Origin of the sequence: Marinobacter sp. es.048, from assembly GCF_900188435.1 — a bacterium.
Taxonomy (GTDB): Bacteria; Pseudomonadota; Gammaproteobacteria; order Pseudomonadales; family Oleiphilaceae; genus Marinobacter.
In genome coordinates this window covers 1406877-1426717 of record NZ_FYFA01000002.1, presented here as the reverse complement: position 1 = coordinate 1426717, position 19841 = coordinate 1406877, and the positions used below count along the sequence as shown (strand labels likewise).

The following is a 19841-nucleotide window of genomic DNA, read 5'->3' as shown; positions in this document are numbered from 1 at the left end:
AAACAAGTGGGCAAAGTGCGGGCAGAAGTGGGTATTGGCGCTGAAAAGTGCCGTAAGCTGGTGCAAAAGCAAAGAAGGCCTCTGATCAGTCGGGAAAACGCGCCCCGTTGCTGATCAGAGTATGGCTTTTTTCTGGTGCAGGCGCACTAAAATAGTGCGAACTATCTGGTGGGTCCGGCTAATTGAGAGCGGAAGGGCGGTGAACGGTGAAGGTAACCGGTGAGCCGGTTTTTACCTGAACCCCGTTTTCATCCACGATATGTGCCCGGGCTTCGTGGGTTCCACGGAACACGTTGTTGACGGTGATTGAGCCAGAGGAGCTCTGACCGACGGGTTGGCCGTCCAGGGTCACCTCGTATTTGTGGCCGGGCTGCAGGCCAGGGGTGCTGCGTACTTCGAACTGAACATCGCCGCTGCCACTGTGGAACGCCTGGTTGTTATCCGGATAGGCGAAAGAAACGCTTTCGTAGGCAGCGCCTTCCCGCTGAACTTCTTCCCGGAGCTTGTCGGTTTCCTGTACCACCTCTGGCTTGGGCAGGGTGATTGTGGTTACCGGCTTGACCTCCACCGCTTCAGAGCCTTCGCTGGGCTCGTCAGAGTAGGTCACGTTGCCGTAGGAATCGACATTGCGGTACACCTCGGCACAGACCGGAGTTACCAGAAAAAACAGAAGGCCGGCACACAATCCAGACTTTGGATTCATAAGCTCACCTGTTATTGGGTTTCCTCGATTATCGGCGGGGCCCGGGGTGTTTTCAACGCCTGTCGCCCGGATGTTGGTTACATATCGTTAAGGGCTGCAGGCACTGTGCTATCGCTCACAAAAAAAGCCCCGCACATTGGCGGGGCTTGTCTGCTTCTCCTCTAGAGAGAGGTTTTAGCAGGAGTAGTACAGATCGAACTCGACCGGATGTGTGGTCATGTTCAGTTTTTCTACTTCGCCACGCTTCAACTCTACGTAGCCTGCGATCATGTCTTCAGTAAAGACGCCGCCACGGGTAAGGAACTCATGGTCCGCTTCCAGGCAGTCCAGTGCTTCAGAGAGCGTTTCAGCGACGGTCGGAATGCTGAGTGCCTCTTCCTTGGGCAGGTCGTACAGATCCTTGTCCATGGCATCGCCAGGGTGGATCTTGTTCTGGATGCCGTCGAGGCCAGCCATCATCAGTGCCGCAAACGCGAGATACGGGTTGGCTGATGCATCCGGGAAGCGCACTTCGATGCGACGCGCCTTCGGGCTGTTTACATACGGAATCCGGATGGAAGCGGAGCGGTTACGGGCCGAGTAGGCCAGCATTACCGGCGCTTCGAAGCCCGGAACCAGACGCTTGTAGGAGTTGGTGGAGCTGTTGGTGAAGGCGTTGATGGCCTTGGCGTGCTTGATAACACCACCGATATAGTACAGCGCCGCTTCGCTCAGGCCTGCGTAGCTGTCACCGGCAAACAGGTTCTTGCCGTCTTTGCTCAGGGACATATGAACGTGCATACCGGAACCGTTGTCACCGACTACGGGCTTCGGCATAAAGGTCGCTGTCTTGCCGTAGGCGTGCGCCACATTGTGAACGCAGTACTTCAGAATCTGAACTTCGTCAGCCTTGCGTGCCAGGGTGTTGGCGCCAACGCCGATTTCACACTGGCCGGCAGTGCCGACTTCGTGGTGGTGTACTTCGATGTCCAGGCCCATGGATTCCATGGCGGCACACATGGCACCACGCAGGTCGTGCAGGCTGTCAACCGGCGGAACCGGGAAGTAACCGCCCTTCACGCCCGGGCGATGGCCAATGTTGTTGCGATCGAAGTCTTCGCCGGAAACCCAGGCGGCTTCCTCAGAGTGGATGTGGTACATCGCGCCCTGCATGTCTACGTTCCACTTTACGGAGTCAAAGACGAAGAACTCCGGCTCCGGGCCAAACAGGGCGCCGTCGGCGATGCCAGTAGACTTGAGATATTCTTCTGCACGACGGGCAACAGAGCGCGGATCACGCTCGTAACCCTGCATGGTAGAAGGCTCTACGATGTTGCAGGTGATGTTCACGGTGGTTTCTTCGGTGAATGGATCGAGTACAGAAGTCTCGTCGTCCGGCATCAGGATCATGTCGGATTCGTTGATGCCTTTCCAGCCCGCGATGGAAGAGCCGTCAAACATTTTGCCGTCTGCGAAAAAGTCTTCATCTACTTCTGTGGCAGGCAGTGTTACGTGCTGCTCTTTACCGCGGCTGTCAGTGAAGCGCAGGTCAACCCATTTGACTTCGTGTTCTTTGATCAAATCAACTGTCTTGGACATTGTGCATGCTCCGTAAGTTAAACCGCACAGGCGGCTGTATTCATGTTCGTGGCGCCGGATCGCCCGTGGTAACGGGTTCCGATCTGTTTCTCAGGTTTGCGCAGCTTAGCAAATGCTGTTGCGTCTTACCTGTAAATTTCGGCTGAATTCGATAAAGCAAGGCGCTTGCCAATTTTTAGGGCATGCTCCAGAACGGCGCAACTGCAAGGGTTTGGGGCACATTAGAAGGAAAATGCTCGCTCTGTGGTGAAAAGCTGCACTCAAATGGTGCACCTTGTTGGTGCGTTTATTGGATTCTTGCCCCGATCAGGTGCATTCTCTTCGAATATAGAATAGGCGTTTTTCTTCATATTAACGACACAGACTTTTCGCTATACTGCGCGCCGCTTCATTTTTTACCCTGTTATTTCTTGATCACAGATCGGAAAGCACCATGCAGGGTGCCGGGCAGCCAGCTCCGGTGAATGAGTTCATTTTACGGATTTGAGACGGCATGTGCTGGGATTCCCCCTGCGAACGACCTTCTCAGGTCATTGAGTGCATGCCGCAGGAATATTTTTGTGATTGAAAAACTTCGTAATATCGCCATTATCGCCCACGTTGACCATGGTAAAACCACGCTTGTCGACCAGCTTTTGCGCCAGTCAGGCACTTTGGAGCGCAAAGAGCTCGATAGCGAGCGGGTCATGGATTCCAATGATCAGGAAAAAGAGCGGGGCATTACCATTCTGGCAAAAAACACCGCCCTGAAATGGAATGGCTACGACATCAACATAGTCGATACCCCGGGCCACGCTGATTTTGGCGGTGAGGTTGAGCGGGTCATGAGCATGGTGGATTGTGTGCTGCTGGTAGTCGACTCTATCGATGGCCCCATGCCCCAGACCCGTTTCGTTACCCAGAAAGCGTTTGCCGCGGGTCTTCGCCCGATTGTAGTGGTAAACAAGATCGACCGCCCGGGTGCGCGCCCTGATTGGGTGGTGGATCAGGTATTCGACCTGTTCGACAACCTCGGTGCCACCGATGATCAGTTGGACTTCCCGATCGTGTTTGCTAGTGCTCTGAATGGCATTGCCGGAATGGATCACGAAAACCTGGATGACAACATGGATGCCGTGTTCCAGGCGATTGTTGATCACGTACCCGCTCCGAATGTTGATCCGGACGGCCCGTTCCAGATGCAGATCTCCCAGCTGGACTACAACAGCTTTCTCGGTGTTATCGGCATCGGCCGCATCATGCGCGGCAAGGTCAAGACCAATTCGCCGGTCACAGCCATTGGCGCCAACGGCAAGAAGCGTAACGGTCGTATCCTCAAGATTATGGGGCACTCCGGTCTTCAGCGTGTTGAAGTCGACGAAGCTCAGGCTGGCGATATTGTCTGTGTCAGTGGCATGGACGAGCTGCTCATTTCCGACACGCTTTGTGATCAGGCGAACGTTGAGGCGCTGCCGGCGCTGACGGTGGATGAGCCGACCGTTTCCATGACCTTTCAGGTCAACGATTCGCCCTTTGCCGGCAAGGAAGGCAAGTACGTTACCAGCCGGAACATCAAGGAACGCCTGGAAAAGGAGCTGCTGCACAACGTTGCGTTGCGCGTTGAAGAGGGCGACTCCGCGGACAAGTTCAAGGTATCCGGTCGTGGCGAGTTACATCTGTCTGTACTGATTGAAAATATGCGTCGCGAGAACTTTGAGCTGGCGGTTGGCCGTCCGGAAGTTGTTATCCGCGAAGTTGACGGCGTGAAGCAGGAACCATACGAGAACGTCATTGTTGATATCGAGGAGCAGCATCAAGGCGCCGTCATGGAGCAAATGGGGCTGCGCAAGGGCGACCTGACCAACATGGTTCCGGATGGCAAGGGCCGGATGCGCTTGGACTATACAATTCCAGCCCGGGGCCTGATTGGTTTCCGGAATACCTTCCTGACCATGACTTCAGGCACTGGCATCCTGACTTCGACTTTCAGCCACTACGGCCCGATCAAAGTTGGCGATGTAACCAGTCGCCAGAACGGTGTCATCGTGTCCATGGCTACGGGTACCGCTTTTACCTACTCTCTGGAAACGCTGCAGAGCCGTGGCAAGCTGTTCCTGGATCCGGGGCAGGAAATCTATGAAGGGCAGTTGTGTGGCATCCATAGCCGTGACAATGACCTGGTGGTCAACCCCACCAAGGCCAAAAAGCTCGACAACATGCGTGCATCTGGCAAGGATGAAGTCATTGGTCTCGTGCCGCCGATCAAATTCACCCTTGAGCAGGCGCTGGAGTTTATTGATGACGACGAGCTGGTAGAAGTGACCCCGAAGTCCATCCGGCTGCGCAAGAAGCTCCTGACTGAAAACGAGCGCAAGCGCGCCAATAAGAAATAATCGTCCGGCTCTTATTGAGTTTGGGGATGCAAGGGCTGGATGAACGTTTCATCTGGCCTTTTTTTTATGGGCTGAGCTAAACTCCGGTTAAATCCTCTACGCGGAGCGCTTCATGCTCACCCTGTACCCGGAAATCAAACCGAACGCCCAGCACCGTATTGTCGTTGATCCGCCTCACGAGCTTTACGTTGAGGAAAGCGGGAATCCTGGCGGGATACCGGTGCTTGTAGTTCATGGTGGTCCGGGGGGCGGGTGTGAGGATTATCACCGTCGCTTCTTCGATGCTGAAAGATTCCGGATTATCCTTATGGATCAGCGCGGCGCCGGACGGTCTACTCCGCTGGCAGAGCTTGAGGGCAACAGCACGGGCAAGCTGGTTGAAGATATGGAAGTGGTACGTTCCTTCCTTGGTATCGAGAAGTGGCTTCTGTTTGGTGGCAGTTGGGGGTCGACTCTGAGTCTGGTTTATGCCCAGGCTCATCCTGAGAGAGTCTCCGGCTTGGTTCTTCGGGGTGTTTTTCTCTGTCGGCCCCGGGATATTCACTGGTTTTATCAGGAGGGAGCGAGCCGGGTGTTCCCGGATTACTGGTCTGACTTCGAGGCGCAGATTCCGGAAACTGAGCGGGATAACATGGTGGCGGCCTATTATCGCAAACTGACGAGTTCCAACGAGCTGGAACAGATCCAGGCGGCCAAAGCCTGGTCCGTCTGGGAGGGCAGGTGTGCGACGCTGCAACCAAACCCCAGGGTGGTTGAGCACTTTGGCCATCCTCATGTTGCCATCGCCCTGGCCCGCATCGAGTGCCACTATTTCATGAACTCTGGCTTTCTTGAACCTGACCAGATCATTCGCGATGCAGGCCGCCTGGCGGACATCCCCGGGATAATTATTCACGGACGATACGACATGGTCTGTCCGTTGGATAATGCCCTGGCGCTAAGCAAGGCCTGGCCGGAAGCGGAATTCCAGATCATTCGCGATGCGGGTCACTCCGCTTCCGAGCCAGCCATTGTCGATGCCCTTATTCGCGGTGTTGAGTCCGTTGTTGCGAAAACTGAAAAAAGTGCAGGCTGAATTCCGCTTTCAGGGTTGCGGCCGGTAATCGCCATGGATACACTCTTGCCCGATCTTGATTTTTGCTTGTTCAATCATCCTTAAGGCAGTTGATGAAAGGATTGATCCAGCGAGTTTCGCAAGCCAGTGTTACCGTGGACGGTGAGCAGATAGCCTCGATCGACACAGGTCTTTTGCTGTTGCTGGGTGTCGAAAAAGGAGATGGCGAGTGCGAGGCAAGGGAACTATGCCGAAAAATCCTCACTTACCGTGTGTTTCCCGATGATGCAGGGCGGATGAACCGCAGTCTGCTGGATATCGGTGGTTCCCTTCTTGTTGTTCCACAGTTTACCTTGGCGGCCGATACCTCTTCTGGAGCCAGGCCTGGTTTTTCCCTTGCTGCGGATCCGGATGTTGCCAACATGCTATACGAATCATTTGTGGAAGATGTGAGATCCCGTTTGGGTTCAGACAAGGTGGGTGAAGGCAGGTTTGGCGCAGATATGAAGGTTGGCTTAACGAACGACGGGCCTGTTACCTTCATGCTTGAGATTGGACAAAGGCGCGGATAGGTAGTTGCACTAGTATTGTGCGCAGGTCGTTATGCTGTTCTGCAATGGTGCGAAAATCTCATGTGGGACCTTGCTGGCAAGCGGTTTTTGGGGTTTAACTTTCTGTTAATAAAGACTAAATGAAAATCTGGCCTCGGATTTGAAGTGCAACTGTAACGCATCTCACGAGCGCTAAAGTGCATAAATAATTGCGTTACTGGTGCCAAAAGAGCTAAGAATGCGGCGCAGTTAATTTGCAAAATGAGAATGATTGTATTAAAACAGTTTCATCATCCAAAGCTTTAAGAAAGCTCGATAAGTGATTGAGCTGTATAGATCTGAAATCTGTCGGATTTATTCGAAAAAGAAGAAAAGTTACTTCTTTGTCATAAAACTGACATAGGGGTAACGCAGAATCGGCCTCATCCAGCCTGACTGGTGAAGCCTTACAAAATCGGGATAAGAGCCCGTCGCTAAAACCTGAGTTAACTCAAAAGGAAGACGCAACATGAAAAAAACGCTCATCGCATCTGCTATTGCAGCCGCTACTTTCTCTGGTAGTGCTTTCGCGCAGTCTGAGATGTCCGCATCCGAACTGGCCGCCAAGATGGATTCCATGCCGTCAGTTTACGGTAACATCCAGTACGCACTCATCTACGACGATGTGAAAGGTGGAGACAACGGCGTCGATCACCGTGACAACGGCTCAACTTTGGGAATTAAGCACGACCACGAAATCGCACCGGGTATCACTGGTTTCTTCAAGCTCGAGCTCGAAGGCATTGACGCGGACGACAAAGCCGCAAGTTCCGGTATCGATGCTCTGGATGAGGCCTACATCGGTGTGAAAGGTGACAGCTTCGGCCAAGTCTGGATCGGCTCAGACGACTCTACCTACGAGTCTGCGATTGACACCATCGCTAACTTCTACGAGGCTGCTGACCTGAGCATCGGTGGTAGTTACACCACCGGTGAAGGCGACATGATTCAGTACATGACTCCGTCTTTTGGCGGCCTGACTCTTGGCGCTGCTGTTCAGGTTAATGGCGACGGCACCACTGGCGGTAAGTCCTATCCGTATCAGCTGGCGGCGATTTATGCTCTGGATAACCTGGAGCTGGCTGTGGCCATGGACTCCAATGATGGCTCTACCGGTTACTCCAGCAACGGCCTGGATCCTGTCGGCAACAACGAAAACACCTATGGTGTTCGTGGTACCTTCAGCGCCGGTGACCTGAGCTTCACTGGTGAATACCAGACTCGTAAAGATGTAGGCGACGTTTACGGCGTTCAGGGCGTTTACGTGATGGGTGCAAATCAGTTTGCACTGTCTTACGAAGCGTTCAGTGCTGATAACAATGGTGTCGACAACAACACCATTACTCTGCAGGCGTTGCACAACGTTTCCAACCACATGTACGTCTACTTTGAAGGCTACCTGGGTGGTGGTGACGACAACGCTTATGGCGTCGCCGATGAGAGCGAAGCCTCTGTCGCAGCTCTCGGTGCCGTTTACTACTTCTGATAAGCCAATGGGCTAATCTGGTTGTAGCTTGAAAAGCTGGCGATTTTAGGACCGCCGGCTTTTTCATTGGAAAAAATAAGTCCCGGTGAAGATAATAGATTTGTGAAGATTTAATATAACGTAATAACGAAACAAAGGATTAAGAGTTATGAATAAAACGCTCATTGCATTTGCTGTTGCAGCCGGTACGTTCTCTGGCGCAGCCATGGCCCAAGCCGAAATGTCTGCTGCTGAGCTGGCCGCAAAAATGGATTCAATGCCGTCTGTATACGGCAACATCCAGTACGTGCTGAAGCACACCAACGTTGATGGCGCCGGTTCAACCTTAGAGCACGCCGACAACGGCTCTACTCTGGGCATCAAGCACGATCACGAAATTGCACCGGGCATTACCGGTTTCTTCAAGCTTGAACTGGAAGACATCAACGCTGACGACAAAGCAGGCAGCATGGGCATCAACGGCCTGGACGAAGCCTACATCGGTGTTAAGGGTGATAGCTTTGGTCAGGTATGGGTCGGTTCAGATGATTCCATCTATGAGCGCGCGGTAGACGAAGTTGCTCAGTTCCACGAAGTGGGATCTGACATTGGCTTCAACTACGACACTGGCGAAGGTGACATGGTTCAGTACATGACCCCGAGCTTTGGTGGTGTGACCATCGGAGCCGCGGTTCAGGTAAACGGCGACGGTGATGCTCAGGTTTCCAAGAAATCCTACCCGTGGCAGCTTGCCGCAATGTACGAATTGGATGCCCTGGAACTGGCTTTCGCAGTTGACTCCAATGACGGCGGTCGTCCCGATGGCATTAACAACGAAAACTCCTACGGTCTTCGTGGTAGCTACAACCTTGACAATCTGCGCCTGACGGCCTCTTACGAGACCCGTAAGGACGTTGCTGATGTAATCGGTTTGATGGGTGTATACACCATGGGCGCCAACCAGTTCGCGCTGTCGTACCAGCTCCGTGAGGACGATACTGCAGCTGGTGACCAGAACGACACCATCATCCTGCAGGCGCTTCACAACCTCTCTGACCACATGTATGTTTATTTCGAAGGTTACCTGTCTGGTTCAGACGATGCCGGTGAATACCCGCTGGAAGGTGCGTCTGGTGATAAGCAGTCCATCGCATCCGTCGGTGCTGTTTACTACTTCTGATCAGCAAACTGGTTAATCCGGTAGTATGAAAACCGGCGACCTCTGGGTCGCCGGTTTTTGCGTTTATGAATCCCGAAAAATAGGTCCGTTGAAATGGCTACCGAACTGGAAATCAAACTCAGTGTTTCGGACGATGCACAGTCGCGAGCAGTGGAATGGTTATCAGCTCGCCCTGAAGTGCAACCCGGCAAGACCAAACCCCTGGTCAATCGCTATTTTGACACGCCCGATGCCGATCTGAATCAGGCCAGAGCTGCCCTGAGGGTCCGCAAAGCCGGCAATGATTACATCCAGACCCTGAAAACCCGGGGTGAATTCGTTGATGGCGCTCACCGGCGCGAAGAGTGGGAGTGGCCGGTTGCCGGTCCGGAGCTGGATTTATCGTTACTGAAAGCAACTCCGCTAAAATCTGAGCTGGACCTAAGCAGTCTTCAAGTGGTGTTCGAGACCAACTTTCAGCGGCAGGAACTGTGGCTGGAAGATGGCGAGACTTTGATAGAGGTGGCCGTCGATTCCGGCACTGTTGCCGGTAATGAGGCAAGCTGGCCCCTGCACGAAGTGGAGTTTGAGTTAAAGAAAGGTGACGGCTCAAGGCTGGTGGCGTGGGCACTCGAGCTGGCCCGGGAGGTGCCGGTTTTCCTGAATCTTGTGAGCAAGGCCGAGCAGGGCTATTTTCTTGCTGGTCTTTATCGCCCTGAGCTGCCGAGTGGAAATGATCCGCTGACAGTCACAGCCTTTCTCAAGGCATTGGGAACCTGCTGGCTGCTGGACAGGCCGTTTCCTGTAGACCGGTATGATTTGTCGCTTGTAGCGGAGGCAGCCGGTGCCGCAGGGTGCGACGCGATCTGGGAGCATGTGATTGGACAGCTGGCAGAGGTGGGCTCTGTCCGTCAGCTCGCCGCAGGCGCGACGGAGCTCGGCGTTCTCCAATTGCGGCTGGCCACTACCGAGCACTAACGATTGGGTTGCAAAGCCAGGCGGTCTCTAGCTGGTTGAGTTGTTCTTTGCCGGCTCCTCGGCTTCGCCGGTTTCCCGGGCTGCGGAATGAGCGCGCCACTGCTTCAGGAAAGCCCTGTATCGTTCCAGCGCTTCCTCCACCACAGAAACCTCCGGCGTTTCGGCGGATTTAACCAGGACAATCAGACCTTTACCTTCAATTTCCTCGTTGGTCGGCGGGTGGCAGATGACTTCATTGTCGTCGTCAATGTAGGCGAGCGCCGTCCCTATGCCATGTCGTACCAGAGCGCTGACAATATCCGCCCAATTCAAGTCGTCCAGTTTCAGGTCGTACCGGTGGGGGTGGTCATGTTCGTAATTGAACAGATCTTCCAGGACCTTCTCGGAGCCGGGCGCTACAACGGAGCGGACCATAATTTCGGGATACGTTCGAACCGGGCGAATGATGGTTCGAACACCGAGTGCTTTGAATCGTCCCCGGTTCTGGTCGTTGACGCATTCGACGATGGTGTGGTTTCCGAGATTCAGTTCCGTCAATCGATGGGCAATGTCGAAGGTCAGGCTATCGGAATAGGGGTCGGCTTCGTCGGCCGCGAGCACGATGATATGCCTCGCACTGCCGGCGTGAACCGCTTTCAGCGCTTCAGGATCAAAGCCTGCACCGTGGTAGTGCACCACTCCGATGTCGGAGAGTTCGGTGGGCAGTCCCATCGGAAACTGACGAGTCAGGATCATGATAGGAATGGTCTCGTAGCCCGGAATCGCCCGAATCTGGGAGGCGAATCTCATGAAATACTGATCGCCGCCATGTTGGGGGGTGTTAATGATGATGATGTGGTCATTCATTTTATAGATCCACCTTCCTGACAAAATGCGTTCCCGGCGGTAGAACCGGTATTCGATATAGTCGCTGACGATCAGGGTCAGCAAGGTAATTGAAGTGATAAACATCAGCACAATGGTGCTGAACCGCCCGATCATGGTCTGGGGCGCATAATCGCCGTAGCCAACGGTCACCAGCGTGGTCATGGTCAGCCAGGCGGCTTCAAATAGTGAGAGGTCCTCAGCCGCCCAGATGATCAGAACCTGGACCGACAGCAGCGCGCCCAGTATCGCGAACAGGCGCTTCATCCGGCTCCGAATCAGTCCACCCATGGGCAGGTGGGTTTCCTGATGCTCCGGATTCAGTGGGCGGCGGTTTCGTTGCATCCGTGTCGGTGGCCTGTTCAGTTGCGGGGAAGTTCGTTATACAGTACCGGAAATATAACAGACAGACAGGGGATTGTATTATGTCCGAGCCTTGGCACAGGCTTCCGAAACCGTTGGCGGATGATGTCGCCGGGTGTTGGCAATCGGTGTTTTCGGACGGAGTTCCGGCCTGGTTAACCTCATCGGAAGGTATGGATGACGCCGTGGTGGCCACTGCGATCTCCCGCAGCCTGTTCCTGCGCCAGACTCTGGAGCGCCATTCAGGCCAGATTCAGGCCCTGATGGGCTCCCGTTCGCTGACGGAGCCCACCACTGCGGAATACCTCAAAAATCGGTGGCAGGAGTATCTTTCTGAGGTTGATGGTGAACCTCGGTTGCATTCGGCCCTCAGGCAATTCCGCATGGAGACCCAGTTCCGGATCATATGGCGGGATCTGATGCGATGGGCGGACCTGGCTGAGACCATGGCGGCGACGAGTGCATTTGCCGACATCTGTATTGATGGAGCGCTCAGCTGGCTATACCAGGACGCCTGCCAGCAATACGGTACGCCTCGAGGTGCTGACCCGGTAACCGGCCAGGAAACCGACCAGAGAATGGTGGTTCTGGGTATGGGCAAGCTGGGTGGTCGGGAGCTGAACGTCTCTTCGGACATTGATCTTATCTTTGCCTTTCCGAGCAAGGGGGAAACCGTCGGCGGGCGTCGTTCTCTGGATAATCAGCAGTTTTTTGTTCGGTTGGGGCAGCGGCTGATCCAGGCACTGGACCAGATAACGGCAGATGGTTTCGTATTCCGGGTGGATATGCGTCTTCGTCCCTACGGCCAGAGCGGTGCGCTGGCCCTGAGTTTTGCGGCGCTGGAGACCTACTACCAGGATCAGGGGCGGGATTGGGAGCGTTACGCCATGGTCAAAGCCCGGGTGGTGGCTGGCGATCAAAGGGCGGGTGAGGCACTCATGGAAACTCTGCGCCCCTTCGTGTATCGCAAGTATATTGATTTCAGTGCTTTCGAGTCCCTGCGCAGTATGAAGGCCATGATTGGCCGGGAGGTGCGCCGAAAGGGGCTCGAAAACAATATCAAGCTGGGCAGCGGCGGTATCCGCGAAATCGAGTTTGTAGTCCAGGCGTTCCAGCTCATTCGAGGCGGCCGGGACAGGGAGCTCCAGCAGCGGGAGCTGCTGGTTATTCTGAAAGAACTGGAAGAACTCGAGCTTTTGCCGTCGCCGGTGGTTCGTGAGCTTCGCGACGCTTATGTGTTCCTGAGAAACCTGGAGCATGCGCTCCAGGGTATGGAAGACAAACAAACCCAGTTGCTGCCGGACGATGAGCTCTCCCGGACGCGGGTAGCCACGATCATGGGTTTCGAGACCTGGCAGGCGTGTGAGAAGAGTCTCACAGAGCACCGGGAACGCGTCGCTACCCATTTTGCCAATATCATCACGACTGAAGACGACGAAGATGGGGGGCAAGAGTCCCTTGAAGAAGGATGGTTCGAACTTTGGCTGTCCGAAATGGAGGAGGCTGCCGCCGCCGATTGGCTGAAGTCCCAAGGGTATGAAGACCCTGACACGACGCTGGCGGAGCTGGCTGAACTTCGTGAAAACCGGACCGTGCAGAATCTCCAGACCCAGGGGCGCAGACGCCTCAATCAGTTTATGCCCATGTTGCTTGAGGCGCTCACCCAGGTTGAAAACCCTTCCGAGACGTTCTCCAGGGTATTGCAGTTGGTAGAAGCGATTCTGCGGCGCACGGCCTACATGGTGTTACTGCTGGAAAACCCGGGTGCCTGTACCCAGTTGGTCCGGTTGTGCAGTGAGAGCCCCTGGATTGCCCGGCAGCTGGCGGAAACGCCGCTCCTGCTGGATGAGCTTTTGAATGCAGAGAGCCTATACAGCCCGCCCGCAAAAGCAGAATTGCAGGATGATTTGCGCCAGCAGATGCTGCGGATTCCATTTGAGGATCTGGAAGAGCAGATGGAGTCCCTGCGGCATTTCAAGAAAGCCCATATCCTGCGGGTGGCGGCGTCCGAACTGAAAGGCACATTGCCGTTGATGAAGGTCAGTGACTACCTGACCTGGATAGCCGAGGTGGTTCTGGATCACGTGGTGGACGTGGCCTTCGCCAACCTGGTCAGCCGCCATGGCTATCCACGCAGGGATGATGGTTCCGCCTGTGACACCGATTTTGCGATCATTGGCTATGGCAAGCTGGGCGGGATCGAGCTTGGCTATACCTCCGATCTCGATCTGGTGTTTGTGCACAAAGCCGACCCGGAGCTGGCCACCGACGGCGAAAAGCCCATCGACAATGCGGTTTTCTACACGCGGCTCGGACAGAGGATTGTCCACATCCTCAACACCCAGACACCCTCGGGGCAACTCTACGAAGTGGATATGCGTCTGCGGCCGTCCGGCAACTCGGGCCTGCTGGTCAGCACCCTGCAGGCTTTCGAAAAATATCAGCGCGAGGATGCCTGGACCTGGGAACATCAGGCGCTGTCCCGTGCACGGGGGGTTGCCGGATGCAGTGAAACTCTTCAAGCCTTTGAGGCCATTCGCCATGACATCCTTTGCCAGTCCCGTGATCGTGAGAAGCTTCGCAAAGAGGTGGTCGAAATGCGGGAGAAAATGCGCGCCAGCCTTGCCACTCCGGAAAGCCGGCAGGCCGAGGTGTTCCATATCAAGCATGATACCGGTGGCATCGTGGATATTGAGTTCATGGTCCAGTACCTGATGCTGGCCTGGTGCTCGGACCATCCAGAGCTGACCCAGTGGTCTGACAACATTCGCCAGATGGAAGAGCTGGGGCGCGCCGGCGTGATGGCGGTGGAAGATGCCGAAAAACTCAGGGAAACTTTCATCGCCCTTCGCTCCACCATCCACCGTCGGGCGCTTCAGAACCTCAATAGCCAGGTGGACGGCGATGCCTTCACTGAGGAGCGTGACTACATCCGCGCCATGTGGAAAAAAGTGATGATTGATGCCTGAGGCAAATTCAATTCCGGCAGATTTTCCTGCTAGAATGCCGGTTCCCCGAAAAACGCTTTTTTAGGAGCAATGAAGAATGTCGATGGCTGATCGCGATGGCGTTATCTGGATGGATGGTGAGATGGTTCCCTGGCGGGATGCCAAGACCCACGTCCTGACTCACACCCTGCATTACGGCCTGGGCTGTTTTGAAGGTGTGCGGGCCTACAATACCGCGAATGGCCCGGCTATTTTCCGCCTGAAAGAGCACACCGATCGACTGTTCCGTTCTGCCCACATCCTGAACATGAAAATGCCGTTCAGCAAGGACGAGATCAATGAGGCCCAGCGTGCAGCGGTACGTGAAAACAATCTGGACGAGGCCTACCTGCGTCCGATGGCGTTTCTCGGTTCCGAGGGCATGGGGCTGAGAGCCGATAACCTCAAGGTGCACGTAATGGTTGCGGCTTGGAGCTGGCCTTCCTATATGTCCCCGGAAGCGAAGGAAATGGGGATCAAAGTGCGCACGTCCTCATACACGCGCCATCACGTCAATATCACCATGTGCAAGGCCAAGGCGAACGGCAACTACATCAACTCGATGCTGGCCCTGAATGAGGCCATTTCTGGTGGTGCCGAAGAAGCCCTGCTGCTGGACAACGAAGGTTACGTTGCAGAAGGCTCCGGAGAAAATATCTTCATCATGCGTGATGGTGTGCTGCATACGCCTGAGCTCACCTCCTGCCTGGAGGGTATTACCCGTGCCACGATCATGGATTTTGCGCGTGAGCTCAACATTCCTATCAAGGAGCGCCGGATTACCCGTGATGAGGTCTACATCGCCGACGAAGCCTTCTTCACAGGCACAGCAGCCGAGGTGCTGCCGATCCGTGAGCTGGACGGCCGTGTGATCGGCGCCGGCAAGCGTGGCCCGGTGACCGAGAAGCTTCAGGCTATGTACTTTGATGCAGTCCAGGGCAAGCTGGCCGAGCACAGCGGTTGGTTGACCCACGTAAAAGGCTGATTCCAGAATAATCGCAGGCCGCCGTTTGCTGTTTCAGCCCGGCGGCTTTGTTATTTAACCCACCCTGTTTACTGGCGGGACGAGCAAATGGCAGACGTTATCAAGGTACCGGTATCTTTTGGCGAGGTGCTGGACAAAATCACCATTCTCGAAATCAAGTCCGAGCGCATCAAGGATGAAGCGAAGGTCAAAAACGTCCGGCTTGAACTGGATGAGCTGAGTGCCACCTGGGACGAGGCGGTAAAGGACAAGGCCGCTGAAATCGCAGATCTTCGCCAGCAACTGAAAGCGGTAAACGAAGAACTCTGGGTAATTGAAGACGACATTCGGGATCAGGAAGCGGCCCAGGACTTTGGTCCAAAATTCATTGCGCTGGCCCGCGCGGTGTATGTAACAAACGATAAACGCGCCGCTATCAAGAAAGAGGTCAATCTGGCCCTGGGGTCGCGTTTCGTGGAAGAGAAGTCCTACCAGGACTACACCGCCCGCAAGTGAAGCTCTGGGTCAGATAAACGCTCTCATCTGCACCCCTTGTTCAGTACCAGTAGGTCGGATTAGCAAAGCGTAATCCGACTAAGGTCTCAAACGGCGTCAAGTCACTCAGGCGCCGTTGCCGTTTCCAAGGCCGGATGAGCTGCAACCCACCGATCCAGCATATCCGTTGCATCCGCCACCGTGATCAGCTCCATCGCCCCCTCAAACTCTGCTTTCGCCCCCCACCGGGCCTGTTCCACCGTTTTGCCGGTGAACTTCTCCAGGGCTTCCGGGTAGCGATTCACACACCATCCCAAAGAATTATAGGGCCCAGAGCGGTAGGGATTGCTTGCCGCAAACAGCCCAAGCACGTCGGTGCCCATCGCACTGGCGATATGGGCCGGGCCGGTATCAGGGGCTACCACCAGATCGGCATGGGTCATCAGCGCCGTCAGTTGCTTCAGTGTGTCCTTGCCGCAGATGTTGTGGGCTTTTTCTTTCATTGCGGCTTCGATGGTGGCGCAATACTCGGCCTCAAAGGGGGCGGGGCTTCCCACCAGGATTACCCCCATTCCGTGCTTCTGTACCGCATGATCGGCCAGCTGTGCGTAGCGTTCTGAAGGCCAGTTTCGCAGGGTGTGGCTGGCGCATGGGCTGATCACAAGGTTTCTGCGATCCGCGGACAATTGCTCCCTCGCGAAATGATGGTCTGAGTCACTCAGCGGAATCTGCCAGCGCGGAGGGGCTGCTTCCAGACCCAAAGGCTCCAGGAAACTGGCTAGGCAGTCACGAACATGTTGCTGGGGCGCCGGTTTGATTCGGCGGTTGATGAAAAAACTGTGAAGATCCTTGCTACGGGCCCTGTCATAGCCAATCCTGACCTGGGCAGGGATGCAGGCAGCTGCGAGGTTGGCTCGAAACGCCACCTGCATATGAAGTAGCGCGTCGAATTTGCGACCCTGCATCTGTCTGCGAAGCTCAGCGTAGCCTTTGCGCCCGGCTTTTTTGTCGAAAACAATGAACTCAACACCGGGCAGATCGCCAACCAGCTTGGCTTCGATCTTGCCGATAACCCACGTGATCTTCACGTCGGGAAGTTGCTCCCGGAGGCTCAGAACGACAGGTATCACGTGGGTCACATCGCCAATGGCGGATAGGCGGAGAATGCAGATGGAGTTCATCGGGTATTGATCCGGTTCAGGTTATGGCCTGGTGCTGTGGAGCTTTGTCGGCAATCATTGGTAAACTGGCGGCCATTCTAACGCACTCGCGCGTGTCCGTCCCGGCGTGCGCAGCTTAGGCGTGTCTTCTTTCACTTTTTGGTGACCGGGTACCCAGCATGGTGGAGTCTGAAATCTGTATTCGGGAAAGGGCTTCGGCGATGCTGATTCACCCCGATTACGAGGGCAGAGTTACCGAAAACTGGTTCAACGCCGATGCCTGGGGCGATCAGGCCCGGCGGGTAAGTAGTGGCGGTCGCGGCGGTGCCTGGTTTTTGCAGGCCGGAGAAGACAGGTTGGTGCTTCGCGAATATCGCCGGGGTGGGTTGGTAGCGAAATTTGCGCGTTACGCCTATGCCTTCACCGGCGAGGAGAATGTGCGATCCTTTGCAGAATTCCGGTTGCTGAACAAACTGGTCAGCCAGGGGCTTCCCGTACCCCGACCAGTCGCCGCCTGGTACCGGAAACTGTCGCCGATTCAGTATCGGGCCGCCATCATTATTGAACGGTTGGAGAACACTTTGCCGCTGGCCGATCTTATTTCCGAGCTGGACGTTGATGCATGGGTGTCCATCGGAGAAACCATTCGTCGATTTCACGACGCCGGTGTCATGCATGCAGACCTGAACTGCTTCAATATACTGGTTCGGGGAGAGGAGTTCTTTCTGATTGATTTTGACAAGAGCCGGCTGATTACTACAGGCAATGCCCCGGCGGGCTGGAAAGAGGCCAATCTTGATCGCTTCTCGCGGTCGCTGGTGAAGGTGGCTGGAGAAGACGCCCGGGCGAAGGTCTGGAGTTACTTTATGAACGGATACAACAGGGGAATGGCCACTTGACCAATCCACGGCATGGCGGATCGCTTCCGTCGATTCTTTGTCTTACGGATGCGTGTGATCGTCCGGAGACTGAGCTCTTTATCGGCCTCAGGAAGGCCGGATTTGATGTCGACGTCATGTGTAACCCGAAGGGCAAGAATTATCAGCGTCTTGTCGAAGAGGGCATGGTTGCCTGTCCCATGGCCTTGAAGAACCGCTTTGACAAAGAAGGCACCGAGTCCATCCGCCAACAACTGGCGAAGAAAAACTACGAGGTCATCCATGCCTACAATCCCCGGGCCCTGGCCTGCGGATTACGCGCTTCCAGGGGCACAGATATCAAGATCGTCGCCTATCGTGGTGTGATCGGTAACATCAGTTTTCTCAATCCGGAATCCTGGATTACGTTCCTGCACCCACGCGTCAGCAAGATTGTCTGTGTCGCCGATGCCATCAAGGATTACCTGGCCAGCCTCCGGTTTCTGTGGATGCACATTCCTGAACGGAAGCTTCAGAGAATCTATAAAGGGCACGACCTGGACTGGTATCAATCGCCCAAGGCTGATCTGACCCAGTTTGGTGTTCCTGAGGACGCATTCGTGGTGTGCTGCACCGGACGCAACAGCCCTCGAAAAGGCTTCGACGACCTCATAAAGGCTATGGATCAACTGCCAGAGAATGTGAACGCGCATGTGCTGTTGGTGGGAGACGTTATTGATAACGAAGAGATTCAGGCGCAGGCTGCTGCCGCGTCTCACCCTGAGCGCATTCACTTTACGGGGTTCCGAACCGATGCGCCGGCCATTGCGGCCGCCAGTGATGTGTTTGTGCTTCCGTCGAAGGAAAGGGAGGGTCTGCCCCGAGCGGTTATCGAGGCTATGGTCTATGGTGTGACGCCAGTGGTGACCAATGTCGGTGGCATGCCCGAACTGGTAGAAGATGGAGTCAGCGGTATTGTGGTTGCACCGAAAAATGCCCCTGAGTTGTCCGCGGCCATTGAGAGGTTATACCGAGACAGGGAACTGGCCGCCTTGCTTGGGCAAGCTGCGCGGCAAAGGATAGCCCGGGATTTCCACACCTCACAGACCGTCAGGGAGACGGGTGAGTTATACAAATCGTTGACGGGTAGGGCTTGAATGCGCCGGTACCTGTTTTTTGTAAACCAACCCTATTCCTATTCAATCCTGCGGCCGTTGCAGGATGAGATTCGTCGCCGCGGTGATGAGGCTGCCTGGTTCGTAGCCGGGTGCTCAACGGCCCCGCTTCAGCCTGACGAGAGGCGTCTCGTCTCTGTTAAAGAAGTCATGGACTACAACGCGGACGCAACCTTCGTGCCCGGGGATTGGGTGCCCTACTTTTTCCCGGGGATCAAAGTGGAGGTGTTTCATGGTATGGCCCGCAACAAACGAGGTCACAGCAGCGAGGACGAAAGTGATCACTACCGGATTCGGGGATGGTTTGATCTTTACTGCACGCATGCCCTGAAAGACACGGAGAAATTCCGTGAGCTGGCGGTTCAATACAAGCATTTCGGGGTTGCCCATACCGGTTGGCCCAAGCTGGATCCTCTGCTGTCGCAGCGAGAGGCGGGCAAGAGACGCCGCTCGGAAAATGAATTGCCCGTGGTATTTTACGCCTCAACCTTCAGTCGCTCCGTTACCTCGGCACCGGATCTTGTCGACAAGATAGGAGAGCTTTCAAGGAGTGGTCGCTGGAAATTCATTGTGACCCTGCATCCGAAGATGGATCCATCCGTGGTGGATCAGTATCGCAAGCTGAGCGACGAGAACCTTCGCTTTGTCGAGAGCGATGAGGATTTGTTGCCCCTGCTTCCGGAGGCGGATGTGATGCTTTGCGACACCTCCTCGATCATGTTCGAATTTATGTTCCTGGATCGCCCGGTGGTTACCTTCAGAACCAAAATGCCTGGTCCATATCTGATCGACGTCCACGAAGTGGAGAATGTTGAGTCAGCGCTGGAAGAGGCAGTGCAGTATCCCGATGCCCTGATGAAGGAAACGCGAGCTCTTTGCGACCAGTTGCACAGTTTCCGGGATGGTCGTTCCAGCGGCCGGGTTCTTGATGCGGTTGAGGATTTCCTGATCAACAAGCGTAGCCAACTCAAGCCAAAGCCGATAAACCTGTTACGCAAACTGAAAGTCCGGCGCCGGTTGCGGAAGGAGCTTGCACGCATGGCACCGGAAAGCTCAGGATAGATTCTTCGAAGATCC

16 protein-coding genes are annotated in these 19841 nt (G+C 55.1%); 12 read left to right on the top strand and 4 right to left on the bottom strand.

The window, feature by feature from the left end; genetic code table 11:
* Positions 1–178: 178 nt before the first annotated feature.
* Together CFT65_RS17585 and glnA are read right to left on the bottom strand one after the other, a co-directional pair.
* Positions 179–703, bottom strand: coding sequence for a DUF4124 domain-containing protein (locus CFT65_RS17585; RefSeq protein WP_088829357.1), 525 nt, complete (start codon positions 701–703; stop codon positions 179–181).
* A gap of 174 nt (positions 704–877) precedes the next feature.
* Positions 878–2281, bottom strand: coding sequence for a glutamate--ammonia ligase (gene glnA / locus CFT65_RS17580; protein ID WP_088829356.1), 1404 nt, complete (start codon positions 2279–2281; stop codon positions 878–880).
* A 560-nt stretch (positions 2282–2841) separates the two neighbouring features.
* Here glnA and typA point away from each other — a divergent pair.
* The 6 genes from typA (at position 2842) to CFT65_RS17550 (ending at position 9899) form a co-directional block, all read left to right on the top strand.
* Positions 2842–4653: a translational GTPase TypA gene (typA, locus tag CFT65_RS17575; RefSeq protein ID WP_088829355.1), complete on the top strand. Its 1812-nt coding sequence runs from the start codon at positions 2842–2844 to the stop codon at positions 4651–4653.
* A 112-nt stretch (positions 4654–4765) separates the two neighbouring features.
* The gene (gene pip / locus CFT65_RS17570; protein ID WP_088829354.1) at positions 4766–5728 is read left to right on the top strand and encodes a prolyl aminopeptidase; all 963 of its coding nucleotides are present in this window, start codon (positions 4766–4768) and stop codon (positions 5726–5728) included.
* 92 nt (positions 5729–5820) lie between these two features.
* On the top strand, positions 5821–6279 hold the full coding sequence (dtd, locus tag CFT65_RS17565; protein WP_088829353.1) for a D-aminoacyl-tRNA deacylase: 459 nt from the start codon (positions 5821–5823) through the stop codon (positions 6277–6279).
* A gap of 487 nt (positions 6280–6766) precedes the next feature.
* Positions 6767–7783, top strand: coding sequence for a porin (locus tag CFT65_RS17560; RefSeq protein ID WP_088829352.1), 1017 nt, complete (start codon positions 6767–6769; stop codon positions 7781–7783).
* 148 nt (positions 7784–7931) lie between these two features.
* Complete coding sequence (locus tag CFT65_RS17555; protein WP_088829351.1) at positions 7932–8942, top strand: porin; 1011 nt, start codon at positions 7932–7934, stop codon at positions 8940–8942.
* A gap of 93 nt (positions 8943–9035) precedes the next feature.
* On the top strand, positions 9036–9899 hold the full coding sequence (locus CFT65_RS17550) for a CYTH domain-containing protein (protein WP_088829350.1): 864 nt from the start codon (positions 9036–9038) through the stop codon (positions 9897–9899).
* A 27-nt stretch (positions 9900–9926) separates the two neighbouring features.
* Here CFT65_RS17550 and CFT65_RS17545 read toward each other — a convergent pair whose 3' ends face one another.
* Positions 9927–11108: a potassium channel family protein gene (locus CFT65_RS17545; protein WP_088829349.1), complete on the bottom strand. Its 1182-nt coding sequence runs from the start codon at positions 11106–11108 to the stop codon at positions 9927–9929.
* Between the two features lie 80 nt (positions 11109–11188).
* Here CFT65_RS17545 and glnE point away from each other — a divergent pair, with 80 nt between their 5' ends.
* From glnE to CFT65_RS17530, 3 genes are all read left to right on the top strand, one after another.
* Positions 11189–14095 (top strand): bifunctional [glutamate--ammonia ligase]-adenylyl-L-tyrosine phosphorylase/[glutamate--ammonia-ligase] adenylyltransferase, encoded by a 2907-nt coding sequence (gene glnE / locus CFT65_RS17540; RefSeq protein ID WP_088829348.1) that lies wholly within the window; start codon positions 11189–11191, stop codon positions 14093–14095.
* Positions 14096–14171: 76 nt separating this feature from the next.
* Positions 14172–15098, top strand: coding sequence for a branched-chain amino acid transaminase (locus tag CFT65_RS17535; protein ID WP_088829347.1), 927 nt, complete (start codon positions 14172–14174; stop codon positions 15096–15098).
* Positions 15099–15185: 87 nt separating this feature from the next.
* Entirely contained in the window at positions 15186–15593 is a 408-nt protein-coding gene (locus CFT65_RS17530; RefSeq protein WP_088829346.1) for a DUF6165 family protein, read from the top strand.
* A gap of 101 nt (positions 15594–15694) precedes the next feature.
* On the opposite strand, the gene CFT65_RS17525 is transcribed toward CFT65_RS17530, so the two are convergent.
* Positions 15695–16753: a glycosyltransferase family 9 protein gene (locus CFT65_RS17525; protein WP_088829345.1), complete on the bottom strand. Its 1059-nt coding sequence runs from the start codon at positions 16751–16753 to the stop codon at positions 15695–15697.
* A 158-nt stretch (positions 16754–16911) separates the two neighbouring features.
* Between CFT65_RS17525 and CFT65_RS17520 the strand changes: the two genes are divergently transcribed.
* The 3 genes from CFT65_RS17520 to CFT65_RS17510 are packed head-to-tail and all read left to right on the top strand — an operon-like array spanning position 16912 to position 19826.
* Entirely contained in the window at positions 16912–17631 is a 720-nt protein-coding gene (locus CFT65_RS17520) for a 3-deoxy-D-manno-octulosonic acid kinase (protein ID WP_088829344.1), read from the top strand.
* Entirely contained in the window at positions 17628–18746 is a 1119-nt protein-coding gene (locus CFT65_RS17515) for a glycosyltransferase family 4 protein (protein WP_088829343.1), read from the top strand. The genes CFT65_RS17520 and CFT65_RS17515 overlap by 4 nt, the downstream gene beginning before the upstream one ends.
* On the top strand, positions 18747–19826 hold the full coding sequence (locus tag CFT65_RS17510; RefSeq protein WP_088829342.1) for a CDP-glycerol glycerophosphotransferase family protein: 1080 nt from the start codon (positions 18747–18749) through the stop codon (positions 19824–19826).
* The last annotated feature ends 15 nt before the right edge of the window (positions 19827–19841 follow it).